19 protein-coding genes are annotated in these 23,246 nt (G+C 62.7%); 1 reads left to right on the plus strand and 18 read right to left on the minus strand.

The window, feature by feature from the left end:
- Positions 1-59 precede the first annotated feature (59 nt).
- Complete coding sequence (locus tag LJ656_RS11785) at positions 60-2,315, minus strand: primosomal protein N' (RefSeq protein WP_230509597.1); 2,256 nt, start codon at positions 2,313-2,315, stop codon at positions 60-62.
- A 465-nt stretch (positions 2,316-2,780) separates the two neighbouring features.
- Positions 2,781-3,881, minus strand: coding sequence for a uroporphyrinogen decarboxylase (hemE, locus tag LJ656_RS11790; protein ID WP_230509598.1), 1,101 nt, complete (start codon positions 3,879-3,881; stop codon positions 2,781-2,783).
- Between the two features lie 217 nt (positions 3,882-4,098).
- Between hemE and LJ656_RS11795 the strand changes: the two genes are divergently transcribed.
- Complete coding sequence (locus tag LJ656_RS11795; RefSeq protein WP_230509599.1) at positions 4,099-4,914, plus strand: transporter substrate-binding domain-containing protein; 816 nt, start codon at positions 4,099-4,101, stop codon at positions 4,912-4,914.
- A gap of 805 nt (positions 4,915-5,719) precedes the next feature.
- Here the strand turns inward: LJ656_RS11795 and LJ656_RS11800 are convergent.
- The 16 genes from LJ656_RS11800 to LJ656_RS11875 form a co-directional block, all read right to left on the minus strand.
- Complete coding sequence (locus LJ656_RS11800) at positions 5,720-7,450, minus strand: AMP-binding protein (RefSeq protein ID WP_230509600.1); 1,731 nt, start codon at positions 7,448-7,450, stop codon at positions 5,720-5,722.
- Between the two features lie 240 nt (positions 7,451-7,690).
- The gene (locus tag LJ656_RS11805; protein WP_075303464.1) at positions 7,691-8,116 is read right to left on the minus strand and encodes a F0F1 ATP synthase subunit epsilon; all 426 of its coding nucleotides are present in this window, start codon (positions 8,114-8,116) and stop codon (positions 7,691-7,693) included.
- Positions 8,117-8,269: 153 nt separating this feature from the next.
- Positions 8,270-9,664: a F0F1 ATP synthase subunit beta gene (gene atpD / locus LJ656_RS11810; RefSeq protein WP_230509601.1), complete on the minus strand. Its 1,395-nt coding sequence runs from the start codon at positions 9,662-9,664 to the stop codon at positions 8,270-8,272.
- A gap of 101 nt (positions 9,665-9,765) precedes the next feature.
- Entirely contained in the window at positions 9,766-10,650 is an 885-nt protein-coding gene (gene atpG, locus LJ656_RS11815; RefSeq protein WP_230509602.1) for a F0F1 ATP synthase subunit gamma, read from the minus strand.
- A 140-nt stretch (positions 10,651-10,790) separates the two neighbouring features.
- Entirely contained in the window at positions 10,791-12,332 is a 1,542-nt protein-coding gene (atpA, locus tag LJ656_RS11820; protein WP_075303467.1) for a F0F1 ATP synthase subunit alpha, read from the minus strand.
- A 56-nt stretch (positions 12,333-12,388) separates the two neighbouring features.
- Positions 12,389-12,928 carry a F0F1 ATP synthase subunit delta gene (locus tag LJ656_RS11825; protein ID WP_230509603.1) on the minus strand — a complete coding sequence of 180 codons (540 nt, stop codon included), beginning with the start codon at positions 12,926-12,928 and terminating at the stop codon, positions 12,389-12,391.
- A 2-nt stretch (positions 12,929-12,930) separates the two neighbouring features.
- The gene (locus LJ656_RS11830) at positions 12,931-13,401 is read right to left on the minus strand and encodes a F0F1 ATP synthase subunit B (RefSeq protein ID WP_230509604.1); all 471 of its coding nucleotides are present in this window, start codon (positions 13,399-13,401) and stop codon (positions 12,931-12,933) included.
- Positions 13,402-13,537: 136 nt separating this feature from the next.
- The gene (gene atpE, locus LJ656_RS11835; RefSeq protein WP_007180033.1) at positions 13,538-13,807 is read right to left on the minus strand and encodes a F0F1 ATP synthase subunit C; all 270 of its coding nucleotides are present in this window, start codon (positions 13,805-13,807) and stop codon (positions 13,538-13,540) included.
- Positions 13,808-13,889: 82 nt separating this feature from the next.
- Positions 13,890-14,741, minus strand: coding sequence for a F0F1 ATP synthase subunit A (gene atpB / locus LJ656_RS11840; RefSeq protein ID WP_075303469.1), 852 nt, complete (start codon positions 14,739-14,741; stop codon positions 13,890-13,892).
- 165 nt (positions 14,742-14,906) lie between these two features.
- Complete coding sequence (locus LJ656_RS11845) at positions 14,907-15,452, minus strand: ATP synthase subunit I (protein ID WP_230509605.1); 546 nt, start codon at positions 15,450-15,452, stop codon at positions 14,907-14,909.
- Positions 15,453-16,089: 637 nt separating this feature from the next.
- Positions 16,090-16,977 carry a ParB/RepB/Spo0J family partition protein gene (locus LJ656_RS11850; RefSeq protein ID WP_230509606.1) on the minus strand — a complete coding sequence of 296 codons (888 nt, stop codon included), beginning with the start codon at positions 16,975-16,977 and terminating at the stop codon, positions 16,090-16,092.
- Positions 16,978-16,995: 18 nt separating this feature from the next.
- A complete protein-coding gene (locus LJ656_RS11855; protein ID WP_230509607.1) occupies positions 16,996-17,787 on the minus strand; it encodes a ParA family protein in 792 nt (263 codons plus the stop codon).
- 71 nt (positions 17,788-17,858) lie between these two features.
- Positions 17,859-18,542, minus strand: coding sequence for a 16S rRNA (guanine(527)-N(7))-methyltransferase RsmG (rsmG, locus tag LJ656_RS11860; protein WP_230509608.1), 684 nt, complete (start codon positions 18,540-18,542; stop codon positions 17,859-17,861).
- Positions 18,539-20,497, minus strand: a complete 1,959-nt coding sequence (gene mnmG, locus LJ656_RS11865; RefSeq protein ID WP_230509609.1) for a tRNA uridine-5-carboxymethylaminomethyl(34) synthesis enzyme MnmG — start codon at positions 20,495-20,497, stop codon at positions 18,539-18,541. The genes rsmG and mnmG overlap by 4 nt, the downstream gene beginning before the upstream one ends.
- 185 nt (positions 20,498-20,682) lie before the next feature.
- Positions 20,683-21,459: an ABC transporter ATP-binding protein gene (locus LJ656_RS11870; RefSeq protein ID WP_230509610.1), complete on the minus strand. Its 777-nt coding sequence runs from the start codon at positions 21,457-21,459 to the stop codon at positions 20,683-20,685.
- Positions 21,459-23,243, minus strand: coding sequence for a branched-chain amino acid ABC transporter ATP-binding protein/permease (locus LJ656_RS11875; RefSeq protein ID WP_230509611.1), 1,785 nt, complete (start codon positions 23,241-23,243; stop codon positions 21,459-21,461). The genes LJ656_RS11870 and LJ656_RS11875 overlap by 1 nt, the downstream gene beginning before the upstream one ends.
- Positions 23,244-23,246 lie beyond the last annotated feature (3 nt).

The following is a 23,246-nucleotide window of genomic DNA, read 5'->3' on the forward strand; positions in this document are numbered from 1 at the left end:
CATTCGCTCTATGGATATGACGCAAAGAAGTATGGCGCGCGCGGCCTGGCCGGCTGGCGTCAGATGTCGAGCGGATCGACTTCCAGGTTCCAGCGCAGCACGCCCTTGAGGCCGCGCAACAGCGGTTGCCACGCGCGCAGCGTCGCTTGCAGCGCGGCCCGCGACGCACTTTCGATCAGCAACTGCGCGCGATGCACGTGCATCACTTTAACGATCGTCAGCGGCACGGCGTCATAGGCCGTCACCCGCGCGGCGGCGGGGATCTGCGTGAGCTCGGCGGCGGCCTGCTGGAGAAACGCAAGCGCCGCCTCGAGCGTGCGCCCCTCCGCGCGCAGCAGCGCCTGATAGACGAACGGCGGCAAATGGGCGTCGCGCCGCTCGGCCAGTGTGGCGCTCGCGAAGCCCACGTAGTCATGCCGGCTCAGCGCGTGATACAGCGCGTGACGCGGATAACGTGTCTGGATCAGCACCTCGCCCGGCAAACCGGCGCGCCCCGCGCGGCCGCTCACCTGCATCAGCTGCGCGAACAGCCGCTCGCTCGCGCGGAAGTCGTGCGAGAACAGCGCGGTATCGGCATTGAGCACGCCGACCAGCGACACGCGCTGGAAGTCGTGGCCTTTCGCGATCATCTGCGTGCCGACCAGGATGTCGACCTCGCCCGCGTGCACGTCGGAGAACAGCGCCTGCGCGCTGCCCTTGCGGCGCGTGCTGTCGGCGTCGATGCGCAGCACCCGGGCGCCCGGCACCGCGCTCGCGAGCGATTCCTCGACGCGCTGAGTGCCGCGCCCCATCGGCGCGATATCGACGTTGCCGCACTCCGGACACGAGCGCGGAATGCGCGACTCCCAACCGCAGTGATGGCAGCGCAGCGCGCGCTCAGGCTTGTGCAGCACCACGTAGGCGCTGCAGCGTGGACAACCGGCGACCCAGCCGCACGCATCGCAGGCGAGCTGCGGCGCGTAGCCGCGCCGGTTCAGGAACACGAGGCTTTGCTCGCCGCGTTCGAGCCGGGCCCTCAGCGCCGCGACCAGCGGTCCGGACAGCCCCTCGAACGACGCGCGGCCACGGCGCCGTTCCTCTTCGAGATCGACCAGCTTCACCGTCGGCAGCACCGCGTCCGCGACCGCGCGACGCGACAGCGTGAGCCGCTTGTAGCGCCCCTGATCGGCCTGCCACCAGCTTTCCAGCGACGGCGTCGCCGAGCCGAGCACGACGGGCACGCCGAGCTGCTTCGCGCGATAGATCGCCAGATCACGCGCCGAATAGCGCAGCCCCTCCTGTTGCTTGTAGGCCGGATCGTGCTCCTCGTCGACAACGATGACCGCCAGTTGCGGCAGCGACGCGAGCACCGCGAGCCGCGTGCCGAGCACGATGCGCGCGCGGCCGCTGTGCGCGGCGAACCAGTGGCGGGCCCGCTCGCCTTCCGCGAGGCCGCTGTGCAGCGTGACGATCGCGCTGCTGTCGAGCGCCGCGAAGCGGGCGCGGAACGCGGCCTCGAACTGCGGCGTCAGGTTGATTTCGGGGACCAGCACCAGCGCCTGCGCGGCGGGCTTCGCGGCCAGGATGTCGGCGAGCGCGCGCAGGTACACCTCGGTCTTGCCGCTGCCCGTCACGCCGTGCAGCAGGAAGGGCGCGAAACCGTCGGCGTCGCGAATCGCTTCGACCGCGGCGTCCTGTTCGTCGGTGAGCGTCGGAAGTGCCGGCGCGGGCGCGTTCTCCGCGGCGACCGCGGCGGGCACGGCGGCCGCTTCGATCACGTCGAGCTCGACCCACCCGGACGACTGCCACGTGTCCAGCGTCGGCAGCGCTTTCGGATGCAGGGCCCGCGCATCGGCCGCGAGCAGATAGTCGCTGTCGGCGAGCGCCTGCGCGAGTTTTCTTAGTGCCGACGCACGAGCCGGCAGCGCATCGGGCAATGCCGCGCGGCCTGCGGGTGTCAACCGGTAACGTTCTTCGGGGGCGAACAGCCGCGACCAGCGCGCCGTGTCCCGCAACGCCTGCGGCAATGCGGGCAGCGCGACTTCGCCGAGACCGCGCTGGTAGTAGTCGGCGGCAAATGCGGCAAGGGCGAGCCAGTTTTCCGACAGCGGCGGACAGGCGGTGCAAAACTTATCCACAGCCTTCAGGCGCTCGGCCGGCACGTCGCTGTGAGTAGTCACTTCGCAGACGAGCCCCACCACGTGCCGCTTGCCGAACGGCACGCTGACGAGTGCGCCCGGCACGGCCGCCGCCGCCATCTCGGGCGTCGCGCAGCGATAGTCGAACAGCGTCGGCAGCGGATGATCCAGCGCGACGCGGACAAAGACTTCGTTCACGCGGCGGGGGCAGGCAGGCCGGGGGATGCGGTGTGTAACCGCGGGAGGCGACGTGCTGCGCAGGAGGCGGCTGCGCCGAAGTTAAAGTAATACTTCAATTTCGCCGCTAAGTTTTGGATTCCGCTGAACAATTGCACTTGGGCCCCGCGCCTGTGGATAACTTTGTTAAGAACTTCCCTTCTGAAGCCCGCAAACCGCGTGGCGACGGGCTTGTGTGGGGTTCCGCACGTTTCCTCTTGACTCCGGCAAAGCCTTGCCAGACAAGGCTTAGATCAAATTCGCCGAGAATTTGCAAGGGTCGGGGTGCGATTAAATGCTCTACCGCGCCGCAGCGTGAACAATGTGTATAAGTCAAGTCTTGACAAGCGCGAGAGCGCCATCTGACGCCGGGTGTAGCGAGTTTTTAACCTTAGCCCGAGGGCCCGCTTCGCTGCATTGCAGCAAAAAATGGTAACGATTACAGCTCTACGCCGGCTTATGCGCGCCGCTTCTAATCGCGCGACTGTGACGGTGCACTTCGTCGACCAGTTCGGCCACATGCTCGGGCGGCGTGAACTGCGAAATGCCGTGGCCGAGATTGAAAACGTGACCCGGGTGATTGCCGAAGCTGTCGAGCACCGCGCGCGCTTCCATGCGGATCGCGGCTGGAGGCGCGAACAGCACCGACGGGTCGATGTTGCCCTGAAGCGCGACCTTGCCGCCGACGCGCTCGCGCGCGCGGCCGAGATTCACAGTCCAGTCGAGGCCGACCGCATCGACGCCGCTCGCGGCGATTTCGTCGAGCCACAGGCCGCCGCCCTTCGTGAACGCGATGACCGGCACCTTCTCGCCGTCATGCTCGCGCTTGAGCTGGCTGACCACCTGCTGGATGTAGTGCAGCGAAAAGCGTTGATAGATGCCGTCCGCAAGCGCCCCGCCCCACGTGTCGAAAATCATCACCGCCTGCGCGCCGGCTTCGATCTGCGCGTTCAGATACGCGGCGACCGACTGTGCGTTGATTTCGAGGATTCGCTGCAGCAGATCGGGACGCGCGTACAGCATCGATTTGACGGTCCGAAAGTCCGCTGAGCCGCCGCCTTCGACCATGTAGCACGCGAGCGTCCACGGGCTGCCCGAGAAGCCGATCAGCGGCACCCGCTGGCGCCCTTGCGCGTCCTTCAGCGCGGTGCGGATTTCGCGCACCGCGTCGGTCACGTAGCGCAGCGTAGCGTCGATGTCCGGCACCGCGAGACGCGCGACGTCGTCCTCGGTGCGCACCGGTCGCGCGAATTTCGGTCCCTCGCCGTTGACGAATTCGAGACCGAGGCCCATAGCGTCGGGCACGGTGAGGATGTCGGAGAACAGGATCGCGGCGTCGAGCGGGTAGCGTTCGAGCGGCTGCAACGTGACTTCCGTCGCGTAAGCCGGATTCTTCGCGAGGCCGAGGAAACTGCCCGCGCGACCGCGCGTGGCGTTGTATTCCGGCAGATAGCGGCCCGCCTGACGCATCAGCCAGATCGGGGTGTAGTCGGTCGGCTGGCGCAGCAACGCGCGCAGGAAGGTGTCGTTCAGGAGTTGGTTGGCCACGTTGCGTACGACTGAAGAGCGGAGGACAAGCAGGCATTTTACCGGAGCTGGCTCGCCCCAATGCGGGTGATCGAGGCAATAACGCTTTTGCCGGCGCACGCGCGACGGCGGATTTCCCCGCGCGCGCCCTGGCTGAATGGCCGATGTTCAAGCGCCCGTTGCCAAGCTACTATCCGACAGCCTTATCGACTAAATACACACATCACAAGGAGACTCGATGAACAAGGCAGCACTCGCGATGCTCGGCGCACTCGCCGGCGTTCTGATACAGGTCGGCGCGGCCAGCGCGCAAACCGCCACGGCCACTACCGCGACCGCAGCCGCGGCCGCGCCCTCCCGGCTCGACGACGTCATCAGCCGCGGCACGCTGCGCGCGTGCACGACCGGCGACTACAAGCCCTATTCGTTCTACAAGGGCGATGGCCAGTTCGAAGGGATCGACATCGACATGGCGGAATCGCTCGCCAAGTCGCTTGGCGTGAAGACCGAGTTCGTGAAGACCTCGTGGTCGAATCTGATGAACGACTTCGTCGCGAAATGCGACATCGGCATCGGAGGCGTGTCGCCGATCCTCGAGCGGCAAAAGCGCGCGTTCTTCACGCAGGCTTATATGATCGACGGCAAAACGCCGATCGTCCGCTGCGACGACGTCAGTAAATTCCAGACCGTCGCGCAGATCGACCAGCCGAACGTGCGCGTGATCGTCAATCCGGGCGGCACCAACGAACGCTTCGCGAAGCAGTTCTTCCAGCACGCGAACGTGACCGTCTATCCGGACAACGTGACGATCTTCAAGCAGATCCTCGCGGGCAAGGCGGACGTGATGGTCACCGATGCGTCGGAGACGCTGCTGCAGCAGAAGCTCAATCCGGGACTGTGCTCAGTGCATCCGGACAAGCCGTTCCAGTACGGGGAGAAAGCCTGGCTGCTGCCGCGCGGCGACGTCGCGTTCCAGCAGTACGTCGATCAGTGGCTGCATCTCGCGCGCGCCACCGGCGAATATCAGGCAATTTCCGACAAGTGGCTGAAATAGTCAGGAGCAAGGTCACCTGCTCCGGGTTACGTTTACCGGACGCAGGTGGCCAGTTGAGACTCAAACGATCGTGTAACCATGCGCGACGTTGCAGGATGCGTGCGAGAGGCCCGCACTAGTCCGTCCCTACTCGATGCGACCCTCTTTAATGCGGCAGCCAATGCGGATGAAATTGTTGCGACGCACCACTTTCGTCTGTTCTGACCGACAGAAATTCGGGCCAGTTTTGCGGCTCTTGTAACAGCGCAAACACGCGTTACAGCCGATGCATACGCAACCATTTATGCGCAATCGACTGATCTATTTATGCCGCACTATGCGTCCCGAATAGCATCAATCGGGCGTATGAGATTGCGCACTAGTCATCGGTAAATATTACGTTTCAAACATTTTAGTTTGGCAATAAATCCCGCAGCGCCTTATCTGGCGGGCGTTACAACCTGAAACACTTTGTTACGGCCTTCCTAGAGTAATTCGCCCACAATGCCCTCAACGGTTTCAACACGGATGTGGCGGGGTGCGTGGTGTGAGCGGATACGATGCACTTGCCGGTCGGCGCTTGCCGAAGCCCTGTGAAGGGGCATCCCTGCTGGGGCCGCAGTTCGACGCAGGGTCGTCGTGATAGTCGGTCCCATCTTTGGTCTCCTCGCGCTAACCCCGTAGCGTGTGGTTTTTAGCGGGCTCCAGGCCCGCTTTTTTTTCGCCTGTACAAACGTTTGCGAGGCGGAAAGAAAACCCTCACGACGTTTGCGTATCCCTTCCTTCGCTGTCGCAGCGGGCCCCGGTACCAGCGGCCCGCATCGCGTCACGCGGTCTTGTCCTGCTTCAGCTGGAGTTCACCGATCATCCGTTCGCGCATCACGAACTTCTGCACTTTGCCGGTCACCGTCATCGGCAATTCGTCGACGAAGCGGATATAGCGCGGGATCTTGTAGTGGGCGATCTGCCCCTGGCAGAACTGCTGGATTTCCTCACGGGTCGACTGTTCGCCGGCCCGCAGCACGACCCACGCGCAGACTTCCTCACCGTACTTCGAATCGGGCACGCCGAACACCTGCACGCTCTGGATTTTCGGATGCCGGAACAGAAACTCCTCGATCTCGCGCGGATAAATGTTTTCGCCGCCGCGAATCAGCATGTCCTTCAGGCGGCCGACGATATTGCAGTAGCCCTCGCTATCGAGCGTCGCCAGATCGCCGGTATGCATCCAGCCGTCGATGATGCTCTCTCGCGTCTTCGCTTCGTCGCCCCAATAGCCGAGCATCACCGAGTAGCCGCGCGTGCACAGCTCGCCAGTTTCGCCCACCGGCACGATGTTGCCGAGCGGATCGACGATTTTGACTTCGAGATGCGGCTGGATACGGCCCACGGTCGTCGTGCGCTTGTCCAGCGGGTCGGTGGTCGAGCTCTGAAACGACACCGGGCTCGTCTCGGTCATCCCATAAGCGATCGTGATCTCGCTCAGGTGCATCTTGGAGACGACCTTCTTCATCGTTTCGATCGGGCAGGGCGAGCCCGCCATGATGCCGGTACGCAGGCGCGAGAAGTCGTAGGACGGGAAATCCGGGTGATCGAGTTCCGCGATGAACATCGTCGGCACGCCGTGCAGCGCGGTGCACTTTTCCTCCGCGGTCGCCGCGAGCGTCGCAGCCGGATCGAAGCCCTCGCCGGGGAACACCATGTTCGCGCCGACCGACACGCACGCGAGCACCGCCAGCACCATCCCGAAGCAGTGATAGAGCGGCACGGGGATGCACAGGCCGTCCTGCTCGGACAGCCGCATCGCGATCGCGATATAGCGCGCGTTGTTGACGACGTTGCTGTGGGTCAGCGTCGCGCCCTTCGGATTGCCGGTGGTGCCGCTGGTGAACTGGATGTTGATCGGGTCGTCGCACGACAGCGTCGCGCCGATCGCATCGAGCCGGGCAACGTCGAGCGAGGCGCGGCCGCGCTCCACCAGATCGGAAAAGCTCAGCATCCCCGGCGTGTCCGTGTCGCACATGCGGATCACGTAGCGCAGATCGGGCAGCCGCGCCGCACGCAGCTCACCGGGCGCCTGAGTCGCCAGCTCGGGCGCGAGCTCCTGCAGCATCTCCAGGTACATAGAGGTCTTGAAGCGCTCGGCCGCGATGATCGCCTTGCAACCCACCTTGTTCAGTGCGTATTCGAGTTCCGCGAGGCGATAGGCCGGATTGATGTTGACGAGGATCGCGCCGATGCGCGCGGTGGCGAACTGGGTCAGCAGCCATTCGACGCGATTCGGCGACCAGATGCCGACGCGATCGCCCTTCTCTATGCCGAGCGCGAGAAGCCCGGACGCCAACACGTCGACTTCGTCCGAGAACTCCTGCCATGTCCAGCGAATGCCCTGCTCACGAAACACCACCGCCGGCCGTGCGGGAAAACGCGCGACGGTCTCGCGGAGAAACTCGCCGACGGTCGCCCGACTCAGCGGATTGTCGGTCGACCCGCGTACGTACGAGAGTCCGTCTTTGGGTTCGATCAATGCACCTTCGCCCAAACTATGCGTTGCCATGGTGTTGTCTCCGCGAGCGTGAGCGCGAGCACGCCCGCTCAAAATGAATTTGAAATCGATTGTGCACCGGCGACCACGCAACCGGCATCAAGTGTTACCCGCAGCGCATCGCCGCCGCCGTGCGTGACCCGCGACCTGGTCGTTTTCCAACCACGTGACTCGTCTTACCTTTCCGTAAACGTCAACTGGACGTCAAAAAAAAGCAGCCGCGAGGGCTGCTTTCATCTACTACGTGTTGCTTCAGTGCTGACCGCGCAGCTTGCGCAGACGCTGGATCGCTGCGAGCTGCGCCGTCGCGTACGCGAGTTCCGCTTGCGCGGTCGCGTACTCGAGATTCGAGCCCGTGTTCTGCAGCGCCTCTTCCGCGCGCTTGCGTGCGTCTTCAGCCTTGGCTTCGTCGAGATCCTTGCCGCGGATCGCGGTGTCGGCGAGAACCGTCACTGCGCCCGGCTGGACTTCGAGAATGCCGCCGGCGACGAACACGAATTCTTCTTCGCCGTTTTCGGCTTCGATGCGCACCGCACCCGGACGAATCCGCGTGATCAGCGGCGTGTGGCCCGGCAGAATGCCGAGTTCACCCGCTTCGCCCGGTAGCGCGACGAATTTCGCCTGGCCCGAGAAGATTTCCTCTTCCGCGCTGACGACGTCTACTTTAATGGTTGCCATAAGTGTCGACTCCTGTCGACGAGAGCCGGTGCGTGAGCATCGACTCTCGTCCCATTCAAGGCGGGGTGAGCGTTGTGAGAGGCGCGATAAGTCACGAGTGACTTATCTAACCGGCAAAAAATCTTGCCGCGCCCGCTTCGTTACACCCGACCTTTACTGGATCTTCTTGGCCTTTTCGAAGGCTTCGTCGATCGTGCCGACCATGTAGAACGCCTGTTCCGGCAGGTGGTCGCACTCGCCTTCGACGATCATCTTGAAGCCACGGATCGTTTCCTTCAGCGGCACGTACTTGCCCGGCGAACCCGTGAACACTTCAGCGACGTGGAACGGCTGCGACAGGAAACGCTGGATCTTACGAGCGCGCGCAACGGCGAGCTTGTCTTCCGGTGCGAGTTCGTCCATGCCCAGAATCGCGATAATGTCGCGCAGTTCCTTGTAGCGCTGCAGCGTCTGCTGCACGCCGCGCGTGATCGAGTAGTGCTCTTCGCCGATCACGTTCGGGTCGATCTGACGCGAGGTCGAATCGAGCGGGTCCACTGCCGGGTAGATACCCAGCGAAGCGATGTCACGCGAGAGCACGACGGTTGCGTCCAGGTGGCCGAAGGTCGTAGCCGGCGACGGGTCGGTCAAGTCGTCCGCAGGGACGTACACGGCCTGCACCGAGGTGATCGAGCCGGTCTTGGTCGACGTAATACGCTCCTGCAGCTTACCCATTTCTTCAGCCAGCGTCGGCTGATAGCCCACTGCCGACGGCATACGGCCGAGCAGTGCCGACACTTCCGTGCCTGCCAGCGTGAAACGGTAGATGTTGTCGACGAAGAACAGCACGTCGAGGCCTTCGTCACGGAAATGCTCGGCCATCGTCAGGCCGGTCAGCGCGACGCGCAGACGGTTGCCCGGCGGCTCGTTCATCTGGCCGTACACCAGCGCGACCTTGTCGAGAACGTTCGAGTCCTTCATTTCATGATAGAAGTCGTTCCCTTCGCGGGTACGCTCGCCAACACCGGCGAACACGGAGTAACCGCCGTGTTCCTTAGCGATGTTGTTGATCAGTTCCATCATGTTCACGGTCTTGCCCACGCCGGCGCCACCGAACAGACCCACTTTACCGCCCTTCGCGAACGGGCAGATCAGGTCGATAACCTTGATGCCGGTTTCGAGCAGTTCCGTCGACGGCGACAGTTCGTCGAACGCCGGAGCCTTCTGGTGGATCGAACGCGTGGTGTCGCTCGAGATCGGGCCGGCTTCGTCGATCGGACGACCCAGCACGTCCATGATCCGGCCCAAGGTCGGCTTGCCGACCGGCACGCTGATCGGGTTGCCGGTGTTTTTCACGATCGTGCCGCGGCGCAGACCGTCCGAAGCACCCAGACAGATGGTACGAACCACGCCGTCGCCCAGCTGCTGCTGGACTTCGAGCGTCAGCTCCGAACCTTCGAGAATGAGCGCGTCGTAAATCTTCGGCATGGTTTCACGCGGAAATTCCACGTCGATCACCGCGCCGATGCACTGTACGATCTTGCCTTCTACCAAAGCAGTAGTACTCATCGCTTTTCCTTTAGATACTCAATTCTTCACTCGCGCAAAGGCGCAGTTTCTTCGATGGGTGCGCCGCGAGGGCGCACGCGTTGCGACATGCCTGACTACGATCAGACCGCCGCCGCTCCACCGACGATTTCCGACAGTTCTTTCGTGATCGCGGCCTGACGGCTCTTGTTGTACACGAGCTGCAGATCGTTGATGACCGTCTTCGCGTTGTCCGAAGCGGCCTTCATTGCCACCATCCGGGCCGACTGTTCCGATGCCATGTTTTCCGCGACGGCCTGATAGACCAGCGCTTCGACATAACGCACCAGCAGTTCGTCCACCACGGCCTGTGCATCCGGCTCGTAGATGTAGTCCCACTGGGTGCTCGGCGTCGTGCCGTCTGCTTCCTTGCTCTCGAACTGGTCTGCCGACAGCGGCAGCAGTTGCTCGATCACCGGCTCCTGCTTCATCGTGTTGACGAAGCGCGTGTACGCGAGGTACACCGCCGAAACCTTGCCTTCCGAGTACAGGTCGAGCTGCACCTTCACCGCGCCGATCAGCTTTTCCAGATGCGGGGTGTCGCCCAGCTGCACGACGTTCGACACGACCTTCGCCTGCAGACGGTTCAGGAAACCCAGACCCTTGCTGCCGATCGCCGTTGCTTCGACGGTCTTGCTCTGGCCTTCCAGTTCCTTGAACTTCTGCAGCGTCGCGCGCAGCACGTTGGTGTTCATCCCGCCGCACAGACCTTTGTCGGTCGTAACTAGGATGAAGCCGGCCGCCTTCGCGCCGTCGTTCGCCACCATGAAGGGGTGACGATACTCCGGGTTCGCGCGGCTCATGTGCGCAGCGATGTCGCGGACCTTGTCGGCATACGGGCGAGCAGAGCGCATACGCTCCTGAGCGCGGCGCATCTTCGATGCGGCCACCATCTCCATCGCTTTCGTGATCTTGCGCGTGTTCTGCACGCTCTTGATCTTGCCGCGAATTTCCTTCATTCCAGCCATTGCTTGCTCCTTGTCGGCCCGAGCCGGCGCTTTCGCGCTTACCCGGACCCCGTGCCAAGCGGATCGAAACAGCGCGGGGGCATTCGCATGCGGCCCGCGCCGCTTCAAAATCCGTTTATGCCTTGCGAATCACTCGCGGATCAATAAGCGCCGGACTTCTTGAAGTCTTTGATGGCCGTATGCAGCAGGCCTTCGTCGTCCTTCGAGAGTTCCTTCGTATCTTCGATGCGCTTGATCAGGTCAGCACGGCTCGACTTCAGGAATTCGCGCAGGCCCTTTTCGAACGAGAGGACTTGACCGACTTCCAGATCGTCGAGGTAGCCGTTGTTCGCCGCGAACAGCGAGACCGACAGTTCCCACACTTGCAGCGGCTGATACTGCGGCTGCTTGAGCAGTTCCGTCACGCGGCGGCCGCGCTCGAGCTGCTTGCGGGTTGCTTCGTCGAGGTCCGATGCGAACTGCGCGAACGCAGCGAGTTCACGGTACTGCGCGAGGTCGGTACGGATACCGCCCGACAGCTTCTTCACGACCTTGGTCTGAGCCGCACCACCCACACGCGACACCGACACACCGGCGTTAATTGCCGGGCGGATACCTGCGTTGAAGAGGTCGGTTTCCAGGAAGATCTGGCCGTCGGTAATCGAGATCACGTTCGTCGGAACGAATGCGGTCACGTCGCCTGCCTGGGTTTCGATGACCGGCAGTGCCGTCAGCGAACCGCTCTTGCCCTTCACTTCGCCGTTGGTGAACTTCTCGACGTACTCTTCCGAGACGCGAGCAGCACGCTCGAGCAGACGCGAGTGCAGATAGAACACGTCACCCGGGTAAGCTTCGCGGCCCGGCGGGCGCCGCAGCAGCAGCGAGATCTGACGGTATGCCCAAGCCTGCTTGGTCAAGTCGTCATAAACGATCAGCGCGTCCTGGCCGCGATCGCGGAAGTATTCACCCATCGTGCAGCCGGCGTACGGTGCGAGGTACTGCATCGCAGCCGAATCCGAAGCCGAAGCGGCGACCACGATCGTGTATTCGAGCGCGCCCGATTCTTCGAGCTTGCGCACTACGTTCATGATCGACGAAGCCTTCTGGCCGATCGCGACGTAGATACAGACGAGGTTTTTGCCCTTCTGGTTGATGATCGCGTCGACAGCGACTGCGGTCTTGCCGCACTGGCGGTCGCCGATGATCAGCTCGCGCTGGCCACGGCCGATCGGCACCATCGCGTCGATCGACTTCAGACCGGTTTGGACCGGCTCCGAAACCGACTTACGCCAGATCACGCCCGGAGCGATCTTTTCGATCGCGTCGGTCATCTTCGCGTTCAACGGACCCTTGCCGTCGATCGGGTTGCCGAGTGCGTCGACCACGCGGCCGAGCAGTTCCGGACCCACCGGCACTTCGAGAATGCGGCCCGTCGTCTTGACGATGTCGCCTTCCGAAATGTGTTCGTACTCACCCAGAATCACGGCGCCGACCGAGTCGCGCTCGAGGTTCAGTGCGAGACCGAAGGTGTTGCCCGGGAATTCGAGCATTTCGCCCTGCATCACTTCCGACAGGCCGTGGATACGCACGATACCGTCGGTCACGGAGATCACGGTGCCCTGGTTGCGAACGTCTGCGCTCGCGTCAAGGCCCTGGATCCGGCTCTTGATCAGCTCGCTGATCTCAGAGGGATTGAGTTGCATTATTCGCTCCTGATAGTCAATTCTGTTGCGTGCCAGCCGCTAAAGCGCGAGGCGCTTCAGGCCGTCAGGGCCGTCTGCATGCTGGCGAGCCGCGCGCGGACCGAGGTATCGAGCACTTCGTCGCCGACCGTCACGCGCACGCCGCCGATCAACGACTGGTCGACTTCGACCGTCGGCTTCAGCTTGCGTTTGAACTTGCGTTCGAGGCTTGCGACGAGTTCATTCAACTGCGCACCTTCGAGCGGGAATGCGCTGGTAATCAGCACATCTGCCGCCCCTTCGCGGGCGTTCTTCAACTCTTCGAACTGCGAGGCGATTTCCGGCAGCAATTGCAGGCGATGGTTGTCGACCAGCATCTGCACCAGATTCTTCGCTTGCGCGTTGTCCTTGAGCGGCGACTTGACCGCAGCCAGCAGCAGATCGCTAACCTGGGCGCGGCTCACTTTCGGGCTCGAGGCGATCGACAGCACTTCGGGCAGACGCGCAACCTGTGCCAGCTCCTGCACGAGCGTGGACCAGGCGGCGATGTCACCAGCTTCGGCCACGCCAAACAGCGCTTCCGCGTACGGACGGGCGATGGTTGCAAGTTCGGCCATGATCAGAGCTCGGCTTTCAGTTGATTCAGCAGGTCAGCGTGAGCTGCCTGGTCGACTTCGCGCTTCAGGATCTGTTCAGCGCCCTTGACGGCGAGTGCGGCAACTTCACCGCGCAGCGTTTCGCGCGCCTTCACAACCTGCTGGTCCGCGTCGGCTTTGGCCTGAGCGAGAATCCGGGCGGCTTCGGCTTGCGCTTGAGCCTTGATTTCGTCGGCGACTGCGACCGCGCGCTTTTCAGCGTCGGCAATGCGTTGCTGACCGTCGTTGCGAGCCTGGGCGAGTTCCTGATCGACGCGCTTGTGAGCGGCCTCCAGTTCCTGCTTGCCCTTTTCCGCGGCGGACAGCCCGTCCGCGATCTTCTTCGCGCGTTCGTCGATGGCGTTGATCAGCGGCGGCCACACGAATTTCATCGTGAACCACGCGAGGATCAGGAACACGACCATTTGCGCAAACAGAGTTGCGTTGAGATTCACGGTGTTTCCTTAAACGTTGCTAGTTCGGAAAGTGAAACGGCAAGGCGCTCATCGATTCTGTTCGATCAGCGCCCCAGTACCCGTTCCGCCCTGCGCCTTTACCAGTTATAGCTCAGGCGCAAACCTCCGAGGAACCTCAGCCTGCCAGCTTCGAGAGCAGCGGGTTCGCGAACGCAAACAGCATTGCCACACCAACGCCAATCAGGAACGCCGCATCGATCAGACCAGCCAGCAGGAACATCTTGGTTTGCAGCGGGTTCATCAGTTCCGGCTGGCGAGCACATGCTTCGATGTACTTGCCGCCCATCAGACCGATACCGATACAGGCGCCGATTGCACCCAGGCCGATGATGATGCCGATACCGATGGCGGTCAGACCCTGGATGTTGGCGATGAAAGCTTGCATGATCACTCCTTTGTGAAAAGTCTTTTAGAACTGGTTGGAACTGGGATTTAAAAAACTGCGATTCTTTTACTGACAGCGCGGGTTAGTGCGTGTCGTGTGCCTGGCCGATATACACCAGCGTCAGCATCATGAAAATGAACGCCTGCAGCAGCACGATCAGGATGTGGAAGATAGACCACACCGTGCCGGCGAACACGTGGCCGATGAAGCCAAGCACCGTCGTGTCCGCGCCGAAGCTCCACAGACTGCCGAGCAGGGCAATCAGCAGGAACAACAGTTCGCCCGCGTACATGTTGCCGAACAGCCGCATGCCGAGCGAGACCGTCTTCGCGACGAACTCGATGATGTTCAGTGCAAGGTTCGGGATCCACAGCAGCGGATGCGCGCCGAACGGAGCGGACAGCAGTTCATGCACGAAGCCGCCGGCGCCTTTGATCTTGAAGTTGTAGTAAATCATCAGCACGAACACGCCGAGCGCGATGCCGATCGTGCCGTTCAGGTCGGCGGTCGGCACGAGGCGGTGGTGCGGGATGGCTTCCGACAGACCCAGCCAGCCGATCACGCGGCCCGGCAGGTCGACGGGGATGAAGTCGAGGGAGTTCATCAGCGCGACCCAGACGAACACGGTCAGCGCGAGAGGTGCGATGAAGGTGCGCGAGCCGTGGATCATCGCCTTCGATTGATCCTCGACCATTTCGACCAGCATTTCGATCGCGCACTGGAAACGGCCCGGCACGCCGGACGTTGCCTTGCGGGCTGCCAGATGCAGCACGAAGATCGTGACGAGGCCGCACACGATCGACCAGAAGAGGGTGTCGAGATTCCACACATGGATGTCGAAAATCGACGTCTGGTGCGCGGTGGAAAAGTTCTGCAAGTGGTGCGCGATGTACTCGGACGGATCCATTGCGCGCGTGCCTTCGCTAGCTGCCATATCGTTAAAGCCACCCAAATTGTCGAAAATCGTCTCAGGCCGTGCCCGCCGAAATGCTCTATTGCGGGAACGCGCCGGGTGTGGGCCATGTCTGAACCGCACACCGGATACCGGCGCCAGGCGCCGGCCCTAAATTCTTTTTGCCACTATTTTTTTGCTGCTACCTTAGCGCCACGCCAAGGCGATCCAGTAAGTCTTCAGCGCGATGAGGTAGGTCACGAGCAGCGGAATCCAGCGTACGTCGTGGTACCAGAAGGCGATCGCGACAAACATCGCAATCGTTGTCCCCATCTTGAGCGCTTCGCCGATCATCCAGCTCATTACGGTCTCGGCGCCGCCCAATTTCTTCAAACGTGCCGCGAACAACGCGCCCGGCACCCAGCAGATTGCTCCCCCCAGGAACGCGGACAGCGCAGCAGCGCCCGGCGGCTTGTAAAACAGCCACCACGCCAGCGTAGCAACCAGGGACAAAACCATTTGCGCTGCGACGACCCTGAACGGCGTCACTCGCGATGGACGACCCACGTCAGGACCAAACAGCTTTTCCGCTTCGGCCCGCGTGAGCGGAACGATATTGTTGTCTTCCGGCGCGTCATCCCACGCTTCGGCCGGGTCGAACTCTCGACTGGCGGATGGACCGGGTGCGGAGCGTTCAGCGCGGTGTCTGTCGTCACCGTGCTCCGGCGACAGATTCGACGTTTTGAGCGCCATCGCAGTGTTCCGAAAGTCTCGTGCCAGCCCGCGAGTTTACGCGGTGCTTACGGGGTTGCCGTGCAATTAAATCGGGGCGATTGTAAGCGATAGTTGCAGGCAATTCAAGACTTTAGGCCGCCCTATGAGCCGCGTGAAAAGCCTCTCCACGATACGGCAAAGCGCTCGTGCAACGTTCGATACACGTCAAATGTAAGGCGGGCGGGGGGTGGAGAAATCGATTGAGCGGAACGCATCGAGCCAAGCCGGCGAACGGGCCGTTCCGATGCCGCAGCGGACGTGTCGAAAATGCAACAATCGCCATTTTTTTGCGACATCGATTATGCGGCCCGGCGCGTGGCCGGCTGTTAGGTAGCATGGACTGCGACGCAGATCTGCCGCACTGCTGATAGCGGGGCGTAAGGATGTTTACCTGAGGTCGCCCCACCTATATTCGGATTCCTGATCATCACAAATCCGTTTATTTAGGAATCCGTGATAGAAAATTTGGGGCCGGACGTTTGGGGCGCGTGAACGAAGGTGAAAGCGCGGCGAGTCGAAAACCGTAGCGCCCGCTCACCGCCGTATACGTGATCCCGGAGAATGAAAGACAGCTTGCGGCCTTCGTCACACCCGGCCGCAAGCAAATTCCGGTTCTTTACACGTTGGCGTTGCCGCGCAGACGCAGAAGGATCCCTTCGAGCGCATCGAGATCGCCGAAGTCGACCATCACCTGGCCACGGCCGCGGCGGCCGAGCTTGATTTTGACCGTTGCCGACAGCAGGTCCGACAGTTCCTCTTCGAGCCGCCGGGTATCGCGGCCGCCGTCCGGATTCGCGCGCGCCTTCACCGCGGGCGTCACCTTCGTCGTCATCGCCACCAGCTTTTCGGTCTCGCGTACCGACAGGCGCTTATTGACAACCTGGTTGGCTAGCGTGATCTGGGTCGCCGCATCGACGGCGAGCAGCGCGCGGGCGTGGCCCATGTCCAGATCGCCGGCGAGCAGCATCGTTTGCACCGGTGCTGCGAGATTGAGCAGACGCAGCAGGTTCGACACCGCGCTGCGCGAACGCCCGACCGACTCCGCCGCCTGCTCATGCGTGAAATTGAACTCGTCGAGCAGGCGCTGGATACCCTGTGCCTCTTCGAGCGGATTCAGATCTTCGCGCTGGATGTTCTCGATCAGCGCCATCGCGGCGGCAGCCTGATCCGGCACATCCTTCACGAGGACCGGCACCTCGTCGAGTCCCGCCAGCCGCGCCGCGCGAAAACGTCGTTCGCCCGCGATGATCTCATAGCGATCCGCACCGATCGGGCGGACCAGAATCGGCTGCATCAGACCCTGCGCGCGAATGCTTGCCGCGAGTTCCTGCAACGCGCCCTCGTCCATCCGGGTACGCGGCTGATATTTGCCCGCCTGCATCTTGCCGAGCGGCAGCACGTTCGGCGCGCCTTCGATCGTCACTGCTTCGGTGATATCCGCGGTGCCGCCGAGCAATGCCTCCAGACCGCGGCCCAATCCCTTCTTTCTTGCAACTGCGTTCATCGTGCTTCCTCGATCCGCTTAGGATGCCTGGGGCGCGTCGTTCAACGCGCGCACCCGCTCAATCATTTCGGCGCCGAACTGCACGTACGCTTGCGCGCCCCGCGATGCCCGGTCGAACACCACGCCCGGCAAGCCGTAACTGGGTGCCTCGGCAAGCCGCACGTTACGCGGAATCACCGCGTCGAACACCTTGTCGCCGAAATGCTCTTTCAACTGATCCGAGACCTGCTGTTGCAACGTGATGCGCGGATCGAACATCACGCGCAGCAGACCGATTACCTTCAGGTCGCGATTCAGGTTCGCGTGCACCTGCTTGATCGTATTGACGAGGTCGGACAGTCCCTCGAGCGCGAAGTATTCGCACTGCATCGGTATCACGACACCGTGCGCGGAGCACAAGCCGTTCAGTGTCAGCAGCGACAAAGCGGGCGGGCAATCGATCAGCACGAAATCGTATTCGTCTTCCACCGCCGCGAGCGCCGTCCGCAAAACCCGCTCGCGGTTCTGTACGCTGACGAGTTCCACCTCGGCGCCGGCGAGTTCGCGGTTCGCGGGCAGCACGTCATAGCCGACTGCCTCCGGCCGCACGCGCGCGCCGGCCACCGAAACGTTGTCCACCAGCACTTCGTAGACGGTGTTTTCGCATTCGGCCTTGTCGATGCCGCTGCCCATCGTGGCGTTGCCCTGCGGGTCCAGGTCGATGAGAAGGACTCGCTGTCCCTGCGCTGCCAGGCTTGCGGCCAGATTGACTGTGGTGGTCGTCTTGCCGACACCGCCCTTCTGGTTCGCAACGCAGAAGATTTTTGCCATCGTTGGTGTGTCCCTTTTGCTGCTTGAATAAAGTGAAAATCGTTGGTGGTACTGCAAGCCCGCGAAGGCCGTCAGTTTTCGGCGTCCACCCGCACCTTGATCAGATGGCGCTCCGCATCGAGCGACGGCACGTTCAGGCGAATCACCTGTTCCACGTGGGCGCCCGCCGGCAAACGTTCGATCTCGCCGTCCGGCTGCACGCCTTTCATCGCCCAGATCGCGCCCTGCTCCGCAACCAGATGACGGGCCAGTGTAACGAAATCCGTGAGTTCTGCGAATGCGCGCGAAACGATAACGTCGAACTTTGCCGGTACTTCGGCGCCGGGTCGCAGCGTTTCGACCCGGCCGGTCACGACCGACAGATTTGTCAGACCCAACTCGGCCTTGGCCTGCGCCTGGAACGCGGTCTTTTTGTGAACGATGTCGTTGGTGGTGATGGTCCACTCGGGTAGCACGATCGCCAGCACGATGCCCGGCAAACCGCCGCCCGAGCCGACGTCGAGTGCCGACGACGGTCCCAGCGGCGCCAGATGCGGGACGATCGATAGCGAATCGAGGATGTGCTGAATCAGCATCTGACGCGGATCGCGGATCGCCGTCAGGTTGTAGACCGCGTTCCACTTCGCCAGCAGCGCGACGTAATCGAGCAGCTTGCGCTGCTGCGCGTCGCTCAGTTCGAGCCCCAGTTCACGGATACCATCCGCCAGCAGCGGCGCCAACGCCTGCTGGTCCATGCCCCTCTGCCCTGCCGTCATTGCACCACCGGCGTGTTGTCAGCGCCAGGTTCGGCGGGTTTCGACGGACGGCGACCGAGGCCGCGCTTAAGGTGAACCATCAGCAGCGAGATCGCGGCCGGGGTGATCCCCGAGATACGCGACGCCTGGCCGATCGTCTCCGGCCGGAACTGCGTCAGCTTCTGGCGCGCCTCGAACGACAAGCCACGCACTTCGGCATAGTCCAGCCCTTCCGGCAGCCGGGTGTTCTCGTGCGCTTCATTGCGCTCGATTTCGCCGGCCTGACGGTCGATATAGCCCTGATATTTGACACCGATCTCGATCTGCTCCTTGATCTGCGCGAGCAACACCGGATCTTCGGCCAGCGCTTCCGGCGCGCCGCAGGCGCCTGCGCGCAAACCGCACACGCCGTCGTAGGTCACGCCCGGGCGGCGCAGCAGGTCCGCGAGACTGTATTCATGATCGATTGGCTTGCCGAGCAAGGCGGTCGCTTCGTCGGCCGGTAACGTCTTAGGATTGACCCACGTCGTGCGCAGTCGCTCTGTTTCACGTGAAACAGCGTCACGCTTGCGGCTGAATGCATCCCAACGGGCGTCGTCGACTACGCCAAGCTCGCGACCGATCTCGGTCAATCGCATATCGGCGTTGTCTTCCCGCAGGCTGAGGCGATACTCGGCGCGGCTCGTAAACATCCGGTACGGTTCCGACACGCCGCGCGTGACCAGATCGTCGACCAGCACACCCAGGTACGCCTGATCGCGGCGCGGGCACCATGCCTCCTTGCCCTGTACGAACAGCCCGGCATTGATACCGGCCAGCAAGCCTTGCGCGGCCGCTTCTTCATAGCCAGTCGTGCCGTTGATCTGGCCAGCGAAGAACAGCCCGTTGATCACTTTGGTTTCCAGCGACGCCTTCAGGCCGCGCGGATCGAAGTAGTCATATTCGATCGCATAGCCGGGCCGAAGGATGTGCGCGTGCTCGAGGCCGCGCATCGAGCGCACGAGCTCCAGCTGCACGTCGAACGGCAGGCTGGTCGAAATCCCGTTCGGGTAGAACTCGTTCGTCGTCAGCCCTTCCGGTTCGAGATAAATCTGATGCGATTCCTTCGACGCGAAGCGATGAATCTTGTCCTCGATCGACGGGCAATAACGCGGCCCTACCCCTTCAATCACGCCCGTATACATCGGCGAACGGTCGAGACCGCCCCGAATGATGTCGTGCGTTTGCTGATTGGTATGCGTGACCCAGCACGGAATCTGGCGCGGATGCTGCTCGACGCGGCCGAGGAACGAGAAAACCGGCACCGGATCGAGGTCGCCCGGTTGCTCTTCGAGCTGCGAAAAGTCGATGGTGCGGCCATCGATACGCGGCGGCGTCCCGGTCTTCAGCCGGCCTTGCGGCAGCTTCAGCTCCTTCAGACGCGCGGACAGCGACACCGCCGCGGGATCGCCTGCGCGGCCGCCGGTGTAGTTGTTCAAACCCACGTGAATCTTGCCGTCGAGGAACGTGCCCGCGGTCAGCACCACCGCACGCGAGCGGAAGCTGAGACCGACCTGCGTGACAGCGCCGACTACGCGATCGCCTTCGACGATCAGATCGTCGACCGCCTGTTGAAACAGCCACAGGTTCGGCTGGTTCTCCAACCGATGGCGGATCGCCGCCTTGTACAGCACACGGTCCGCCTGAGCGCGCGTCGCGCGGACCGCCGGCCCCTTCGACGAATTCAGGATACGGAACTGGATGCCGCTTTCATCGGTGGCGGCCGCCATGGCGCCGCCAAGCGCGTCGACTTCCTTGACCAGATGGCCTTTGCCAATACCGCCGATCGACGGATTGCAGCTCATCTGGCCGAGGGTTTCGATGTTGTGGGTCAGCAGTAGCGTCTTGTTGCCCATGCGCGCCGACGCCAAAGCGGCTTCGGTGCCGGCATGACCGCCGCCAACGACGATTACGTCAAATTCTGAGGGAAAAAGCATCGCGGGATCTCACGCCAGATCGTCGCGTGAGCCTTCAAAGGAAAAGTATGGGCGAATTATAGCGGGTTCAGTTTCGGCCCGAATTCCGCCGGAACGGTGAAACAAGAAAAAAGCGGTGTGTTTCACGTGAAACACACCGCTTCCACAAACCGCTGGCACGGGGAAAGTGTCGAGCCCGGCTATCGCTACGCGACCTTTTTCGCCAGCCCCAGATAAGTTTCGATCACCCGCGGATTTTGTGCGAGGTCTGCCGCCTGCCCTTCCAGCGCCAGCTCGCCGGTTTCGAGCACGTAGCCGTAGTCGGAGATTTGCAGCGCGGCCCGTGCGTTCTGCTCGATCAGCAGCGTCGCGACGCCCGTCTGCCGCAGCGCGCTGATGATATGGAAAATCTCCTTCACGATCAGCGGCGCAAGACCGAGACTCGGCTCGTCGAGCATCAGCAGATCCGGCTTGCCCATCAGCGCCCGGCCGACTGCGAGCATCTGCCGCTCGCCACCGGACAACGTACCGGCCGCCTGCTTGCGGCGCTCCTTCAGCCGCGGGAACAGCCCGAACACCGGTTCGAGCTGATCGAGAAAGTTACGCTCCCCTGCCCGCTTGCGCCGGTATGCGCCGAGCACGAGGTTGTCCTCGACCGTCATCGACGCGAATAGCTCGCGCTTTTCCGGCACCAGACACATGCCGAGTGCGACGCGTTTTTCGACCGGCACCGCGCTGACGTCGTTGCCTTGGTAAACGACCTCGCCCTTCGCATGACCAGTGGTCGGCAACGCGCCCATGATCGCGTTCAGCAGCGTCGACTTGCCCGCACCGTTCGGCCCGATCACCGATACGATCTGCCCGGCCCGCACCTTGATCGCCGCGTTGTGCAGCGCTTCGACCTTGCCGTAGCGGACCGACAGCCCGTTCACTTCGAGAATCGGCGCGGCCGCCGCCACGCCTGTCGTCATCGTGTTGTTCATCACTCCACCCCGCCCAGATACGCTTCGAGCACCGCCGGGTCCTGCTGGACCTCCTGCGGCAAACCTTCGGCGATCCGCGTGCCGAATTCCATCACCACCAGCCGGTCAGTCAGATTCATCACGAAATCCATGTCATGTTCGACCAGCAGGATGCTCACCCCTTCCGCCTTCAGGCGCCGCAGCAGATCAGCCAGTTGCAGCTTCTCCTGATAACGCAAACCGGCAGCCGGTTCGTCGAGCAATAGCAGAGTCGGATCGCAGCACAGCGCGCGGGCGATTTCGAGAATCCGCTGCTGCCCGAGCGCGAGACTGCCCGCTTCGTCGTACATATGCTGCTCGAGACCGACGCGGCGAATCTGCCGCGCGGCCTCGGCCATCAGCCGCGCTTCTTCCGCGCTGTTCAGGCGCGCGACGCTGCGCCATACGCCCGCGTGGCCGCGCAGATGCGCGCCGATCGCGACATTTTCGAGCACCGTCATGCCGGGCAGCAGCTTGACGTGCTGGAAGGTCCGGCCGATCCCGCGCTTGACGATTTCACGTGAACTGAGCGAGTCGATCCGCTCGCCGCGGAACGTGATCTCGCCGCTGGTCGCCTGCAACACGCCGGTGACAAGGTTGAACGTGGTCGACTTGCCGGCGCCGTTCGGGCCGATTAGCCCGATGATCTGCCCCGCTTTCACCTCGAAGCTAACATCGTTCACCGCGACGAGACCGCCGAACTGCTTGCGCGCCTTGTTGACGGTCAGCAGATCTTCGCCCGCCTGCGGCTTGTTGCGCTGCGGCAAAGGCTCAGCGTGCTCGGCCAGATGCGCGCGCGGCCCGCGCGGGAAAAAGCGCGCGACGAACGGCCAGACGCCCTGCCGCGCGTATTGCAGCAGCAGCACCATCACGATGCCGAACACGATGATTTCGAAGTTGCCGTTTTCGCCCAGCAGCTTAGGCAGCAGCGTTTGCAGATAGTCCTGCAGCACGGTCAGGATCGCCGCGCCGAGCACCGCGCCCCACACGTGCGAGACGCCGCCCACCACCGCCATGAACAGAAACTCGATACCGTGATTCAGCCCGAACGGCGTCGGATTCACCGCGCGTTGCAGATGCGCGTACAGAAAGCCCGACACCGACGCCAGCACCGCCGCGTAGACGAAGATCACCACGCGCATCCAGCCGGTATTCACGCCCATCGCCTCCGCCATCATGCCGCCGCCGCGCAGCGCGCGAATCGCCCGCCCCGGCCGGCTATTAAGCAGGTTCTGAACGGAGATGACCGCGCCGAGCACGACCAGCCAGATCAGGTAATAGATATGGCGGCCGGACTCGAGGTTTATCCCGAAAACATTCAGTACCGGAATGCCGTTGATCCCGTCGTACTTGCCGAGCATTTCGAGATTGCCAAACAGATAGAACAGCGCGAGCCCCCACGCGATCGTGCCGAGCGGCAGGAAGTGACCGGACAGCCGCATCGTCACGAGGCCGAGCATCAGCGCGATCAATGCGGTGACGATCACGCCCGCGATCAGCGCGAGCCACGGCGACACGCCGTAGCTCGTCGTCAGATAGGCGGTCGCATACGCGCCGATGCCGACGAACGCGGCCTGCCCGAAACTCGTCATCCCGCCGATGCCGGTCAGCAGCACGAGCCCGATCGCGACGATCGAATACAGGCCAATGTAGTTCAGCAGCGTGACCCAATACTCGGGCACGCGCAGCGGCTGCGGCAGCACCGGCAACGCGAACAGCACCACGAGGAACAACCAGAAGAACTTCTTTTGCATGATCCGTTTCATCGC

The sequence above is a fragment of the Paraburkholderia sejongensis genome, assembly GCF_020880815.1.
Lineage (GTDB): Bacteria > Pseudomonadota > Gammaproteobacteria > Burkholderiales > Burkholderiaceae > Paraburkholderia > Paraburkholderia sejongensis.